This window comes from Aeromonas fluvialis (genome assembly GCF_000819885.1).
In the GTDB taxonomy this organism is placed as follows: domain Bacteria; phylum Pseudomonadota; class Gammaproteobacteria; order Enterobacterales; family Aeromonadaceae; genus Aeromonas; species Aeromonas fluvialis.
Genome location: NZ_CDBO01000047.1, coordinates 43078 through 56585, shown reverse-complemented (window position 1 = coordinate 56585; position 13508 = coordinate 43078). Strand labels below are relative to the sequence as shown.

Sequence of the window (13508 nt, the reverse complement as noted above, 5' to 3'; positions counted from 1 at the left end):
CTCGATTAGAGAAGCGTCATCGGATGCGGTAACGCAGCCAGTTACCTGATGCGATACGGCTTGGATGTTGTTGAAAACAGGAGCCCGAATGTTTAGTCAAGATGATTACCAATGGATGAGTCGGGCCCTCGAACTGGCCCGCCGCGGCCGCTACACCACGGCCCCCAACCCCTGTGTCGGCGCCGTGCTGGTCAAAGATGGCGTGGTAGTTGGCGAAGGGTGGCATCAGAAGGCGGGCGAACCCCATGCTGAGGTCTATGCCCTGCGCGCCGCCGGTGACAACGCCCGTGGCGCCACCGCCTATGTGACTCTCGAACCCTGCTCCCACCACGGTCGAACTCCACCCTGCGCCGAGGCGCTGATCAACGCCGGTGTGGCCCGGGTGGTGGCCGCCATGGTCGACCCCAACCCCGAGGTGGGCGGGCGCGGCCTGCGCATGCTCTCCGAGGCGGGCATCAAGACCGATTTTGGCCTGCTGGCGAGCGAAGCCGAAGCGCTCAACCCGGGCTTTTTCAAACGGATGCGTACCGCCTTCCCGCGGGTAACCGTCAAGCTGGGGGCCAGCCTCGATGGCCGCACCGCCATGGCGAGCGGCGAGAGCCAGTGGATCACCTCCCCGGAGGCGCGCCGCGACGTGCAGCGGCTGCGTGCCCGCCACGATGCGGTGCTCTCCAGCGCCGAAACCGTGCTGGCCGATGGTGCCTCTCTGACCGTGCGCTGGGACGAGTTGCCTCCCTCGGTCAAGAGCGCCTATCCCAAAGAGACAGTGCGCCAGCCGTTGCGGGTCATCGTCGATTCGCAAAACCGGCTCACTCCCGATCTGCCACTGTTCCAGCGCGAGAGCCCGGTGCTGTTAGCCCGTCACAAGGCATCCGGCGAGTGGCCAGAGTGGGTGCAGCAACTGGCGCTGCCGTTGCACGAGGGAAGGCTGGACCTGGTCAGCCTGTTCATGTTGCTGGCCAAGCAGAACGTCAACTCGGTACTGGTCGAGGCGGGCCCGCGGCTGTGCGGCGCCTTGCTGGAAAAGGGGTTGGTGGATGAGCTGGTGCTCTATCAGGCACCCAAATTGATGGGCGACGAGGGACGCGGCCTGTTCCATCTGCCGGGCCTGACCCGGCTGTTTCAGGCCCCCAAGCTCGTCATCAAGGATGTGCGCATGGTTGGCCAAGATATTCGCATTACTGCCAAAATAACCTGATTTATCAATGTTCAAGGGGGCGTAATCTGCCCTGTCATCAGCAAGGTGATCTGCATGTTTACCGGAATTATCGAAGCGGTGGGAACCCTGGCCGAGCTGCGCCGTCAGGGCGACGACATGGCCCTCACCGTCCATGCGCCGAGTCTCGATTTTGGCGACGTCAAGCTGGGCGACTCCATCGCCACCAACGGTGTCTGCCTCACTGTGGTGGCGCTGGGTGACAAGCGCTATACCGCCGATGTGTCGCTGGAAACCTTGTCGCGCACCGGCTTTGCCGAGGCGAAGGTGGGCGATCGGGTCAACCTCGAGAAGGCGCTGATGCCCACCTCCCGCCTCGGCGGCCATCTGGTCTCCGGCCACGTGGACGGGATTGGGGAAGTGAAAAGCGTCTCCAGCAGTGGCCGCGCCATCGAGTACTGGATCAAGGTGCCGGGCGAGCTCTCCCGCTACATCGCCGAGAAGGGCTCCATCGCGGTGGATGGCATCAGCCTCACCGTTAACGCCGTGCAGGGGGAGCTCTTCCGCCTGACCATCGTGCCTCACACCGCCCAGGAGACTACCATCGCCAGCTGGAAACCGGGCCACAAGGTCAACCTCGAGGTGGATCAGATCGCCCGCTATCTGGAGCGGCTGATGATGGGCAAGCGTCAGGAGAGCAGTGCCTCCACCCTGACTCTCGACAAGCTGGCCAAGGCCGGTTTTCTCTGATGGTCGGGGTGTTGGCCCCGACCAAAACGATTTTCTGTGATCCCGCTCCGATTGAAATGGGGCCATGTGCCCCAATCTAGAGCAGCATATTTCGCATTCCCGTTGAGCCTGCGGGCTCAATCCCCAAATAGACAGATGGAGTAGCCCATGGCGCTGAGCACAACCCAGGAGATCATTGCCGATATCAAGGCTGGCAAGATGGTGATCCTGATGGATGACGAAGACAGGGAGAACGAAGGGGACCTCATCATGGCAGCCTCCTGCGTCCGTCCGGAGGATATCAACTTCATGGCCCGCTACGGCCGTGGCCTCATCTGCCTGACTCTGACCCGGGATCGCTGCAAGCAGCTGGCGCTGCCGCTGATGGTTGATCGCAACAATGCCCAGTTCTCCACCGCCTTTACCGTGACCATCGAAGCGGCCGAAGGGGTGACCACTGGAATCTCTGCCGCCGATCGCGCGGTGACCGTGCAGGCGGCTGTGGCACCCAATGCCAAGGCCGCCGATCTGGTGCAGCCGGGCCACATATTCCCGCTGATGGCGCAGGATGGCGGCGTGCTGACCCGCGCTGGTCACACCGAGGCCGGCTGCGATCTGGCCCGTCTGGCCGGTTACGAGGCGGCCTCCGTGATCGTCGAAATCCTCAACGAAGATGGCTCAATGGCACGTCGTCCTGATCTCGAGACCTTCGCCGAGCTGCACGGTATCAAGCTTGGCACCATCGCGGATCTTATCGAATACCGCAACCAGCACGAGACCACGGTCGAGAAGGTAGCCGAGTGCAAATTGCCCACCGAGTTTGGCGAGTTTGATCTCATCACCTTCCGCGACACCATCGACAATCAAGTTCACTTCGCCCTGAAAAAGGGTGAGGTGCAGGCCGACCAGCCGACCCTGGTGCGCGTGCACCTGCACGACGTGCTGAGCGATCTGTTGCTGACCGACCGTCATGCCGCTCGTAGCTGGCCGTTGCCCAAATCCATGGCCCGCATCGCCAGCGAAGGCGGCGTGTTGGTGATCCTGGGGGCGGAATCTCATGGCGCCGAGCTGCTAGCCCGGGTCAAGGGGTTCGAGGCCGCCGACAAGGGGCTGGCACCGGAAGGGGCCAAATGGCAGGGAACCTCACGCCGGGTCGGGGTGGGTTCCCAGATCCTCAAGGCGCTGGGCGTGAGCAAGATGCGCCTCTTGAGTTCACCGAAGAAGTACCATGCCCTCGGTGGCTTCGGTCTGGAAGTGGTGGAATACGTCGGCGAGTAAGCGCCTCGTTTCGCTTAAATCACGATCATGGTCGCTCGTTGCGGCCATGGTTTTTGTCGTGGGTCTGTTGTGCTAGACTGTGCGCACTTTTGACTCCGGCCCTTTTGATTGCACAGATACAGGATTTCCAATGAAGGTTATCGAAGGAAATATTGCCGCTCCAGCAGCGCGCGTTGCGATTGTCGTTGCCCGCTTCAACAGCTTCATCAACGACAGCCTGGTGAGTGGCGCAGTGGACGTACTGAAGCGTCAAGGCCAGGTACAGGACAGCAACCTGACCCTGGTAAAAGTGCCGGGTGCGGTTGAAATGCCGCTGGTCATCAAGAAGCTGGCCAAGAGCGGCCAATATGACGCCATCGTGGCGGTCGGTACTGTCATCCGTGGCGGCACTTACCACTTCGACTTGGTGGCAAACGAGAACAGCAAAGGCATGGCTCAGGTGATGATGGAGTATGAAATTCCCGTTGCCTTCGGCGTGCTGACCACTGAAAACATTGAACAAGCCATCGAGCGTGCAGGTACCAAGGCGGGTAACAAGGGTGCAGAGGCTGCACTGGCAGCGCTCGAAATGATCAACGTCCTGAAACAACTGGACGTGTAACGAGGAGAAATGCATTGAAACCGTCCGAGCGCCGTAAAGCCCGCCATTGCGCCACCCAGGCCATTTACCAGTGGCAGATGACCAAGGCCAACGTGGGTGACATCGAAGAGCAGTTCAAAATCGATCAGGACACCAAGGGTGTGGATCTGAACTATTTCCGCGATCTGCTGTTCGGGGTAGCCCTCCACTGCAACGAGCTGGACAAGGTCTTTGCACCTTTCCTCTCCCGTCCGCTGGACGAAGTGGACATGGTGGACAAGGCGATCCTGCGTCTGGCGACCTATGAGCTGACCCGTCGTGATGATGTGCCGCCGCGCGTGGTGATCAACGAAGCGATCGAGCTGGCTAAAGCCTTCGCCGCCGATGACAGCCACAAGTTTGTCAACGGTGTACTGGACAAGGTGATCAAGTCGCTGGACAAGCGCTGATCCTGCTGTCCGTCAGCATCTAAGAGAGGAGCCAGCTTATTGCTGGCTTTTTACTGTATGGGTGAATTTGAGTTGATTGATAAGTACTTCAAGGTCCCCCACGCCCGTAAAGACGTGGTGATGGGCCCTGGAGATGACTGTGCCCTGCTGACCCTGCCCCCCGATACCCAGCTGGCGGTGAGCACCGACACCCTGGTGAGCGGAGTACACTTCTTTCCCGACATGGATCCGGTGGATCTCGGCTACAAGGCGCTGGCGGTCAATCTCTCCGATCTCGCCGCCATGGGCGCCGAGCCACGTTGGGTGTCGCTGGCGCTGACCCTGCCGACCATTAACGAAGGCTGGGTTGCCGGTTTTGCTGAAGGATTCCTGGAGCTGGCCGAATACTACAACGTGGCACTGGTGGGTGGTGACATGACCCGGGGGCCCCTCTCCATCACAGTATCGGTGAAAGGCTCGGTGCCTGCCGGGCGTGCCCTGCTTCGCAGCGGTGCCAAAGCCGGTGACGGCATCTATGTCACCGGCACCTTGGGGGATGCCGCGCTGGCGCTCTCCCACCTGCTGGGTAAACGCACCCTCAACGAGAATCAGCTGGCCGCCGTGCTGCCGCGCCTCGACCACCCTCATCCCCGCATTCTTGCCGGTCAGGCGTTGCGCGGGCTGGCCAGCAGCGCCCTGGATCTCTCCGATGGGTTGGCCTCGGATCTCGGCCATATCCTCAAGGCGTCTGACGTGCGGGCCCTGATCGATCTCGATCTGCTGCCCCTCTCGCCGGTGCTGCAGGATGCGGTGAGCGAGCAGGAGGCGTGGCAACTGGCGCTGGCCGGTGGCGATGACTACGAGCTCTGCTTCACCGTACCGGAAGCGCACCGCGGCGCGCTAGATACGGCGCTGGCTCACAGCGGGGTCAAGTTCAGCCGCATCGGCCGCATCGTGGCGGGCGAGCCCGGCATCGACTACCTGCACGGCGACCAACCGGTCGAGTTGCAACTGAAAGGGTGGGATCACTTCGCATGAGTATGTTCAGGATAAAACCCGAGCTGACACGACTGGATCTGAAAAATCCGCTTCACTTTCTGGCGGTGGGATTTGGTTCAGGTCTCTCCCCCAAGGCGCCGGGCACCATGGGCACGCTGGCGGCCATTCCGCTCTACTTGCTGGTGAGCGGTCTGCCGACCCACTGGTTTATCGCCTTGCTGGCTGTGGGGTTTGTGGTGGGGATCCGTATCTGCCAGAGCGCCACCGATGCCATCGGTATGCCGGATCACGGCGCCATCGTCTGGGACGAGGTGATCGGCTTTGGTGTCACCATGATTGCCGCGCCGACCGGATGGGTGTGGGTGGTGGCGGGCTTTGCGCTGTTCCGGTTGTTTGATGTGCTCAAGCCCTGGCCCATCTCCTGGTTTGATCGCAGGATCCACGGCGGACTTGGCATCATGCTGGACGATCTGATCGCCGGCCTGTTCGCCCTGTTTTGTATGCAATTACTGGCGTTCTGGCTCGGCTGAATGGTCTCTTCCGGGGGATGACCGTTCTGGCATCCCCCGATTTATCTCTGCTTAATTTTCATTCATCGGCATATGCTGCCGTTTATCATCCATTTCACATAAATATTCACTACTCATTCGGGGCTCGCGATCGCTTTTGAAACAGTGATAAATGCTGCTTGTTGTATTTTTGTTGAAATTAACGTATTGATACCAATAGATGTGCGGATGTACCGACCATTTATGTGATGAAAATCATCATTTATCTCTACCAAATTGATGGTTGTCTGCACAAAACATTGCGGAATTGTATAACTCAATCATTTACACCCGAGGTCAAACCGTCTAAGTTACTCGCGGGTTATTCCAAAAAAATGCAAAAAACCCGCCCGGATCGCTGGTTTCGCTGCCTCATGGATTGAGCAAATATTGCCCAAGGTAACAACCGGCATCTGCGGCAGATTTACGGACGAATTATTTGGGACGGATGTCCCCCGCAGAGGTAAACATGTCCTTGCTCGAAGTAAAGAACTTGCGGATCGAGTACCCCTCCCGCTACGGGGTGCTGGCCGCGGTGAAGGATCTCTCTTTCTCCATCGAAAAGGGGGAGATTGTCGGCGTGGTCGGAGAGTCCGGCGCCGGCAAGTCCACCATCGGCAACGCCGTCATCGATCTGCTGAGCCCCCCCGGGCACATTGCCCGTGGCGATATCTATCTCAATGGCGAGCTGATTTCTGGCAAGAGCCAGAACGAGATGCGGGCCATTCGAGGTTCTCGCATCGGGTTCATCTTTCAAGATCCCATGACCTCCCTCAACCCGCTGTTCACCGTGGAGCAGCAACTGGTGGAGACCATGCTGGCCAACACAGATCTGACCCGCGAGGCGGCCTTTGCCAAGGCGCTGGTGCTGATGGAGGCGGTAGGTATTCCGCAGCCGGAGCTGCGCATCAAGCAGTATCCGCACCAGTTCTCCGGTGGCATGCGTCAGCGTGTGGTCATTGCCATCGCACTCTCATGCGATCCCGAGCTTATCATCGCCGACGAGCCGACCACGGCCCTCGACGTCTCCATTCAGGATCAGATCCTCCAGCTTATCCGCACTCTCTGTAAAGAGCGTCAGGTGGGCTGCATGCTGGTGACTCACGACATGGGCGTGGTCTCCAACGTCACCGACAAGGTGGCGGTGATGTATCGCGGCGATCTGGTGGAGTTCGGCCTGACCGAACAGGTGCTGGGCAGCCCCAATCATCCCTATACCCGCAGCCTCATCTCGGCGGTACCGCGATCCGATGTCAAGCTGGTGCGTTTCCCGCTGGTCTCCTACATCGAAGATGCCAGTGCGCCGGATACCAATATCGACCTCAAGACCCACTGGCTTGGTCAGAGTCAGGACCAGCGTGCCTATGAAGGGGCGCTGCTGCGGGTGGAGAACGTCGATCTGAAGTTCGTCACCAAGGACTCTTTCTTCCCGAGCCGCCGCCAGTATGTGCGCGCCTGCAACAACATCAGCTTCGAGATCTTCGAAGGGGAGACCTTCGGTCTGGTGGGGGAGTCGGGCTCCGGCAAGTCGACCATTGCCCGCGCCATCACCGGCCTCTATCCGCCTGACACCGGCAAGATCTTCTTCGAGGGGATCGACCTGACTGCGCTCAAGAGCGAGCGCGAGCGTCGCCCGCTGCGCCGCCAGATGCAGATGGTGTTTCAGAATCCCTATTCGTCGATGAACCCGCGCATGAAGGTGCGCGACATCATTGCCGAGCCGATCCGCTTCCACAAACTGGCGGACAGCGAGAGCCAGATCGAGGGGATCGTCAACGATCTGCTCGATCACGTGGGGCTCGGCCGCGGTGCCGGGGTCAAGTATCCCCACGAGTTCTCCGGCGGTCAGCGCCAGCGTATCTCCATCGCCCGAGCCCTGGCCACTCGTCCGCGTTTCCTTATCTGCGACGAGCCCACCTCGGCGCTGGATGTCTCGGTGCAGGCCCAGATCCTCAACCTGCTCAAGGATCTGCAGCAGGAGCTTGGCCTCACCATGCTGTTTATCAGCCACGATCTGCCGGTGATCCGCCAGATGTGCGATCGCATCGGGGTAATGCAGCATGGCAACCTGGTTGAGGTGGCCGAGACCGAGAAACTCTTTACCAATGCCGAGCATGAGTACAGTCGCAAGCTGATCTCCCTCATGCCGGAGTTCAAGGGAATGTCCCGTGAGGGGCTGGACATCGCAAGCTAGAAGAGTGCCGGTTCGCCGGAGGGTCACTCAAACCTGTTGTTCGTTAATAAAAAAGCCAAAAGCATGGAGAAAACGATGAAGAAAGGATTGTCTAAAGTTGCCCTGGCGCTGTTTGCCGCCGGTTTCGCCTTCAGTGTCTCAGCCGCTGATATCAAGGTAGGCGTCGCCTCCGATGCCACCTCGCTGGATCCGCAGGAGCAGCTCTCCGGCCAGACCCTGGAATTGTCCCATCTGGTGTTCGATCCCCTGATGCGCTACACCCAGGATCTGCAATTCGAACCCCGGCTGGCCGAGAAGTTCGAGCGTGTCGATGACAAGACTGTTCGCTTCCACCTGCGCAAAGGGGTCAAGTTCCACTCCGGTAACGACTTTACCGCCGATGATGTGGTGTGGACCGTCAACCGTCTGAAGGCGTCCCCTGACTTCAAGGCGATCTTCGACCCTATCGCCGAAGCCAAGAAGGTCGATGATTTCACCGTCGATCTCGTCACCGCCAAGCCGTTCCCGCTGGTGCTGCAGACCGTCACCTATATCTTCCCGATGGACTCCAAGTTCTACACTGGCAAGACCGAAGCGGGCAAAGACAAGGGCGAGATCGTCAAGAACGGTGACTCCTTTGCCTCTACCAATGTCTCCGGCACCGGTCCGTTCAGCGTCAAGTTCCGCGAGCAGGGCGTGAAGCTGGAATACGTGCGCAATGCCAACTATTGGGACAAGGCTTCCAAGGGCAACGTCGAGAACCTGACCGTGGTGCCAATCAAGGAAGATGCGACCCGTGTGGCTGCCCTGCTGGGTGGCGACGTGGACATGATCTACCCGGTGGCCCCGAACGATCTGGAGCGTGTGAAGAACGGTAAGGATTCCCAGCTGGTCACCCTGTCCGGTACCCGCGCCATCATCATCGAGCTGAACCAGAACACCAACCCAGCGCTGAAAGACAAGCGGGTGCGTCAGGCCATCAACTACGCCATCAACCAGGTGGGCATCGTCGAGAAGATCAATAAGGGCTTTGGTACCCCCGCTGGCCAGCTGAGCCCGAAAGGCTATGCCGGTTACAACGAGGCGCTGGTGCCCCAGTATGATCTGGCCAAGGCCAAGGAGCTGATGAAAGAGGCCGGTTACGAGCAGGGCTTCAAGATGAGCTTCATCGCCCCGGCTGCCCGTTACGTCAACGACGTCAAGATTGCCCAGGCTGTCTCCGCCATGCTGGCCAAGATCAACATCAAGGTGGATCTGAAGACCATGCCGGTGGCCCAGTACTGGCCGGAGTTTGACAAGTGTGGCGCCGACATGCAGATGATCGGTTGGCACTCCGACACCGAAGATACCGCGAACTTCTTCGAGTTCCTGACCTTCACCAAGGATGCCAAGACCGGCATGGGCCAGTACAACTGCGCCGGCTATGCCAATGCCGAAGCGGACAAGATGGTGATGGATGCCAACACCGAGACCGATCCGGCCAAGCGTGCCGCCATTCTGCAGAAGGTGGAAGCTATGCTGATCGACGACGCTGCCTATGTGCCGCTGCACTGGGAAGATCTGGCGTATGGCGCCAAGAAGAACGTCGACATCAAGCCAGTGGTCAACGTGATGAACTTCCCTTACCTGGGTGACCTGGTGGTCAACAAGTAAGCGCAAGTCACAAGGAAGGACAGGGTGGCGCGGCCGAGATCGCGCCACCCACTAACAGAAGCCTGTGCCATGACACAGGCCACGTAGAAGGACAAGCATGTTTACATTCCTGCTCAAACGGTTCTATCAGGCCTTGATAGTGATGTTCGTCATCAGCCTGGTCGCCTTCTCCATCCAGGATAACCTGGGGGATCCGCTGCGCGAGCTGGTGGGACAATCCGTCTCCGAGTCCGTGCGCCAGGAGCTGCGCGACAAGATGGGCCTCAATGATCCCTTTTTGGTCAAATACAGTCGCTTTCTGAAGAATGCGGTACACGGGGATCTGGGCACCTCCTATTTCTTCAAGCGACCGGCTCTCGAGGTGATCCTCGACAAGCTGGTGGCTACCCTTGAGCTGGTGTTTGCCGCCGCGCTCATCATTGTAGTGGTCTCCATCCCGCTTGGTGTTTATTCGGCGATCCGCCCGCGCAGCATTCCCACCAAGATCATCATGGCGGGAAGCAGTATCGGCATCTCGATCCCGGTGTTCCTGACCGCCATCATGCTGATGTATCTCTTCTCCATCCAGCTGGGCTGGCTGCCGGCCTATGGCCGCGGCGAGACCTATAACCTGCTGGGCTGGGAGTCGGGCTTCTTCACCTGGGATGGCATCCTGCACCTGATCCTGCCGGCGGTGTCGCTCTCTTCCATCATGCTGCCGCTGTTTATCCGGTTGGTGCGCTCCGAGATGCTGGAACAGCTCTCCTCCGAGTATGTCAAATTCGCCCGCGCCAAGGGGCTGGACAACAACAAGGTCTACTACCAGCACGCCCTCAAGAACACCATGCTGCCGGTCATTACCGTCGGTGGGGTGCAGATCGGCACCATGGTGGCCTACACAATCCTGACCGAGAGCGTGTTCCAGTGGCCGGGAACAGGTTTCCTGTTCCTTGAGGCGATCCACCGGGTCGATACCCCGCTGATCACCGCCTACGTCATCTTCGTGGGATTGATCTTCGTGGTGACCAACACCTTGGTCGACCTGCTCTACGGGCTCATCAACCCGACCGTTAACCTGACTGCCAAGGGGTAAGCAAATGTCTAATGCTGTAACTGCAAGCCCAAGCCGTTGGGCTCGATTCAAGAACTCTGACATCGTCTACTACTTCCTGCGGGACAAGGTAGCCATGTTCAGCTTTGCGGTGTTTGCGGTGTTCGTACTGGCTGCGCTGTTGGCGCCCTGGATTGCACCGCACAACGTCTATGACCAGACCAGCTTCGATCTGATGGACGCCGAATTGCCGCCTTCCTGGCTGGAAGGGGGCGAGGCACGTTTCTGGCTCGGTACCGACAACCAGGGGCGGGATATCTGGAGCACTATCCTCTATGGTGCCCGAATCTCCCTCACCATAGGTCTGTTTGCGGTGGCGCTGCAGTTGGTGCTCGGCATCGTCATCGGTCTGATTGCCGGTTACTTCGGTGGTCGTATCGATAACCTGCTGATGCGCTTTGCCGATGTGCAGTTGTCGTTCTCCACCATGATGGTGGCGATCATTATCTCCGCCATCTTTCAGGCAACCTTTGGCTCCGAGTTCTACTCGAAGTTCGCCATCCTGATGCTGGTGGTGATCATCGGTATCGCCGAGTGGCCGCAGTACGCCCGTACCGTGCGCGCCTCGGTGCTGGCGGAGAAGAAGAAGGAGTATGTGGAAGCGGCCAAGGTGATGGGGTTCCGTGCCCCGCGCATCATGTTCCGCCACATTCTGCCCAACTGTTTGTCGCCCATTCTGGTCATCTCTACCGTGCAGGTAGCCAACGCCATCATGAGCGAGGCGGCACTCTCCTTTCTCGGATTGGGGATGCCGGTAGATCAGCCATCCCTCGGCTCGCTCATCAGCGTCGGCTTCAACTACATCTTCTCCGGCTCCTGGTGGATCACAGCCTTCCCGGGCATCTGTCTGGTGGTGCTGGTGCTGGTCATCAACCTGCTGGGTGACTGGCTGCGGGATGTGTTTAACCCGAAGATTTACAAGGGTTAATTCCGGTCAGAAGTGAAGATACAAGAAGGGCGCCATCAGGCGCCCTTCTCTTATTTGCTCTTTAACTCGCAGCAGGTCAGGCTTGCAGCCAGCTTTCGATACTGCGCTGGATGCCTGCATCGTCCAGACCGAGCAGGGTATAGATCTCCTGCTGGGTGCCCTGTTCCACGAAGCGATCCGGCAGGCCGAGGTTGAGTACCGGCTTGCACTGCTTGCTGCGCATCAGCAGCTCGTTCACCGCCGAACCAGCACCGCCCATGATTGCATTGTCTTCGATGGTGACGAAGTGAGCGTGGCTGGCCGCAAGCGACAGCACCAATGCCTCATCCATCGGCTTGACGAAGCGCATGTCCACCAGAGTGGCATCCAGTGCCTCTGCGGCCGCTTTCGCGTGGTGCAGCAGAGTACCAAAGGCCAGAATAGCGGTGCCCTTACCTTCTCGCAGGATGCGTCCCTTGCCAAGCTCCAGCGCCTGCATCTCTGACGAGATGGGAGCATCGCTCAGGCTGCAGCCACGGGGGTAACGTACCGCTGCAGGGCCTTGATGGCGATAGCCGGTATAGAGCATCTGGCGGCACTCGTTCTCGTCGGATGGCGTCATGATCACGATGTTGGGCACGGTGCGCAGGAAGCTGATGTCAAACGCCCCCTGATGGGTCGGGCCATCGGCCCCCACCAGACCGGCCCGGTCGATGGCGAACAGCACCGGTAGATCTTGCAGCGCCACGTCGTGGATCACCTGATCGTAGGCGCGCTGCAGGAAGCTCGAATAGATGGCGACCACCGGCTTCTTGTCGGCGATGGCGAGACCCGCGGCGAAAGTGACCGCATGTTGCTCGGCAATAGCCACATCGAAGTAGCGATCCGGATACTGCTGGCTGAATTTCACCAGCCCCGAGCCTTCACGCATGGCGGGGGTGATGCCGACTAGCTTCTCATCTTTGGCGGCCATGTCGCACAGCCACTGGCCAAAGATAGCCGAGAAGGTCGGTTTGGCGCCGCTCGCCTTGGGCAGGGAGCAATCGTCCGGATTGAACTTGGGCACGGCGTGATAACCGATGGGGTCTTTTTCCGCCGGCTCGTAACCCTTGCCCTTCTTGGTCTTAACGTGCAGCAGCTGCGGCCCCTTGAGGTTACGCATGTTGCGCAGGGTCTCAACCAGCGCCTCGATATCGTGGCCGTCGATAGGGCCGATGTAGTTGAAGCCAAACTCCTCGAACAGGGTGCCGGGCACCACCATCCCCTTGAGGTGCTCTTCGGCCCGCTTGGCCAGCTCCTTGACCGGTGGCAGCCCCGCCAGCACCTTCTTGCCGCCTTCGCGGATGGTGGTGTAGAGCTTGCCGGACATGACCCGGGCCAGATGGTTGTTCAGCGCCCCGACATTCTCGGAGATGGACATCTCGTTGTCGTTGAGGATCACCAGCATGTCTTTATGGACATCGCCGGCGTGGTTGAGCGCTTCAAAGGCCATGCCTGCAGTCAGGGCGCCATCACCGATCACTGCGACGACCTTGCGCCCCAGCCCTTCGCTCTCGGCGGCAACCGCCATGCCAAGCGCCGCACCGATGGAGGTGCTGGAGTGGCCAACGCTGAGTACGTCGTACTCGCTCTCACCGCGCCAGGGAAAGGGGTGCAGACCGTCCTTCTGGCGGATGGTGTGGATCTGGTCACGGCGTCCGGTCAGGATCTTGTGGGGATAGGCCTGATGGCCCACATCCCAGATCAGCCGATCGAACGGAGTGTTGTAGACGTAGTGCAGGGCCACGGTCAGCTCAACCGTGCCGAGCCCGGAGGCAAAGTGTCCGCTGGAGCGGCTGACAGAGTGCAGCAGATAATCGCGCAGCTCGTTGCACAGCATCGGCAGCCGATCTTTGGGCAAGGAACGCAGCTCGACCGGAGTGTCCGCGAGGGCCAGGTTGGGGAAATTGCTAATATCAACGCTCATA

General features: G+C 59.6%; 12 protein-coding genes. 11 read left to right on the top strand and 1 reads right to left on the bottom strand.

All coding sequences use genetic code 11. The annotated features are described in order from the left end of the window. Positions 1–88: 88 nt before the first annotated feature. The 11 genes from ribD to BN1125_RS10185 all read left to right on the top strand — a co-directional run bounded on the left by ribD (position 89) and on the right by BN1125_RS10185 (position 11562). A complete protein-coding gene (gene ribD, locus BN1125_RS10235) occupies positions 89–1198 on the top strand; it encodes a bifunctional diaminohydroxyphosphoribosylaminopyrimidine deaminase/5-amino-6-(5-phosphoribosylamino)uracil reductase RibD (RefSeq protein ID WP_042012185.1) in 1110 nt (369 codons plus the stop codon). Positions 1199–1252: 54 nt separating this feature from the next. After that, positions 1253–1906: a riboflavin synthase gene (locus BN1125_RS10230; RefSeq protein WP_042012183.1), complete on the top strand. Its 654-nt coding sequence runs from the start codon at positions 1253–1255 to the stop codon at positions 1904–1906. Between the two features lie 147 nt (positions 1907–2053). Next, positions 2054–3163, top strand: coding sequence for a bifunctional 3,4-dihydroxy-2-butanone-4-phosphate synthase/GTP cyclohydrolase II (ribBA, locus tag BN1125_RS10225; RefSeq protein WP_042012181.1), 1110 nt, complete (start codon positions 2054–2056; stop codon positions 3161–3163). 130 nt (positions 3164–3293) lie between these two features. Then, on the top strand, positions 3294–3764 hold the full coding sequence (ribH, locus tag BN1125_RS10220; protein WP_042012179.1) for a 6,7-dimethyl-8-ribityllumazine synthase: 471 nt from the start codon (positions 3294–3296) through the stop codon (positions 3762–3764). Between the two features lie 14 nt (positions 3765–3778). Next, a complete protein-coding gene (gene nusB / locus BN1125_RS10215) occupies positions 3779–4192 on the top strand; it encodes a transcription antitermination factor NusB (protein WP_042012178.1) in 414 nt (137 codons plus the stop codon). 57 nt (positions 4193–4249) lie between these two features. After that, positions 4250–5209: a thiamine-phosphate kinase gene (thiL, locus tag BN1125_RS10210; protein ID WP_042012236.1), complete on the top strand. Its 960-nt coding sequence runs from the start codon at positions 4250–4252 to the stop codon at positions 5207–5209. Beyond that, entirely contained in the window at positions 5206–5700 is a 495-nt protein-coding gene (locus BN1125_RS10205; protein WP_042012177.1) for a phosphatidylglycerophosphatase A family protein, read from the top strand. The genes thiL and BN1125_RS10205 overlap by 4 nt, the downstream gene beginning before the upstream one ends. Positions 5701–6187: 487 nt before the next feature. Continuing rightward, complete coding sequence (locus BN1125_RS10200; protein ID WP_042012175.1) at positions 6188–7912, top strand: dipeptide ABC transporter ATP-binding protein; 1725 nt, start codon at positions 6188–6190, stop codon at positions 7910–7912. Positions 7913–7987: 75 nt separating this feature from the next. Then, entirely contained in the window at positions 7988–9544 is a 1557-nt protein-coding gene (locus BN1125_RS10195; protein ID WP_042012173.1) for an ABC transporter substrate-binding protein, read from the top strand. A 97-nt stretch (positions 9545–9641) separates the two neighbouring features. Continuing rightward, the gene (locus BN1125_RS10190) at positions 9642–10616 is read left to right on the top strand and encodes an ABC transporter permease (RefSeq protein ID WP_042012172.1); all 975 of its coding nucleotides are present in this window, start codon (positions 9642–9644) and stop codon (positions 10614–10616) included. A gap of 4 nt (positions 10617–10620) precedes the next feature. Beyond that, positions 10621–11562, top strand: a complete 942-nt coding sequence (locus BN1125_RS10185) for an ABC transporter permease (protein ID WP_042012171.1) — start codon at positions 10621–10623, stop codon at positions 11560–11562. A gap of 76 nt (positions 11563–11638) precedes the next feature. Here the strand turns inward: BN1125_RS10185 and dxs are convergent, their stop codons facing one another. After that, positions 11639–13507 carry a 1-deoxy-D-xylulose-5-phosphate synthase gene (gene dxs / locus BN1125_RS10180; protein WP_042012170.1) on the bottom strand — a complete coding sequence of 623 codons (1869 nt, stop codon included), beginning with the start codon at positions 13505–13507 and terminating at the stop codon, positions 11639–11641. Between the last annotated feature and the right edge of the window lies 1 nt (position 13508).

Bases quoted from the DNA above. Each gene is read 5' to 3' on its own strand.
- dxs (WP_042012170.1), bottom strand. From the start codon at position 13,507: ATGAGCGTTGATATTAGCAATTTCCCCAACCTGGCCCTCGCGGACACT.
- BN1125_RS10200 (WP_042012175.1), top strand. From the start codon at position 6,188: ATGTCCTTGCTCGAAGTAAAGAACTTGCGGATCGAGTACCCCTCCCGC.
- BN1125_RS10205 (WP_042012177.1), top strand. From the start codon at position 5,206: ATGAGTATGTTCAGGATAAAACCCGAGCTGACACGACTGGATCTGAAA.
- ribBA (WP_042012181.1), top strand. From the start codon at position 2,054: ATGGCGCTGAGCACAACCCAGGAGATCATTGCCGATATCAAGGCTGGC.
- ribD (WP_042012185.1), top strand. From the start codon at position 89: ATGTTTAGTCAAGATGATTACCAATGGATGAGTCGGGCCCTCGAACTG.
- ribH (WP_042012179.1), top strand. From the start codon at position 3,294: ATGAAGGTTATCGAAGGAAATATTGCCGCTCCAGCAGCGCGCGTTGCG.
- BN1125_RS10195 (WP_042012173.1), top strand. From the start codon at position 7,988: ATGAAGAAAGGATTGTCTAAAGTTGCCCTGGCGCTGTTTGCCGCCGGT.
- BN1125_RS10185 (WP_042012171.1), top strand. From the start codon at position 10,621: ATGTCTAATGCTGTAACTGCAAGCCCAAGCCGTTGGGCTCGATTCAAG.
- BN1125_RS10230 (WP_042012183.1), top strand. From the start codon at position 1,253: ATGTTTACCGGAATTATCGAAGCGGTGGGAACCCTGGCCGAGCTGCGC.
- thiL (WP_042012236.1), top strand. From the start codon at position 4,250: ATGGGTGAATTTGAGTTGATTGATAAGTACTTCAAGGTCCCCCACGCC.
- BN1125_RS10190 (WP_042012172.1), top strand. From the start codon at position 9,642: ATGTTTACATTCCTGCTCAAACGGTTCTATCAGGCCTTGATAGTGATG.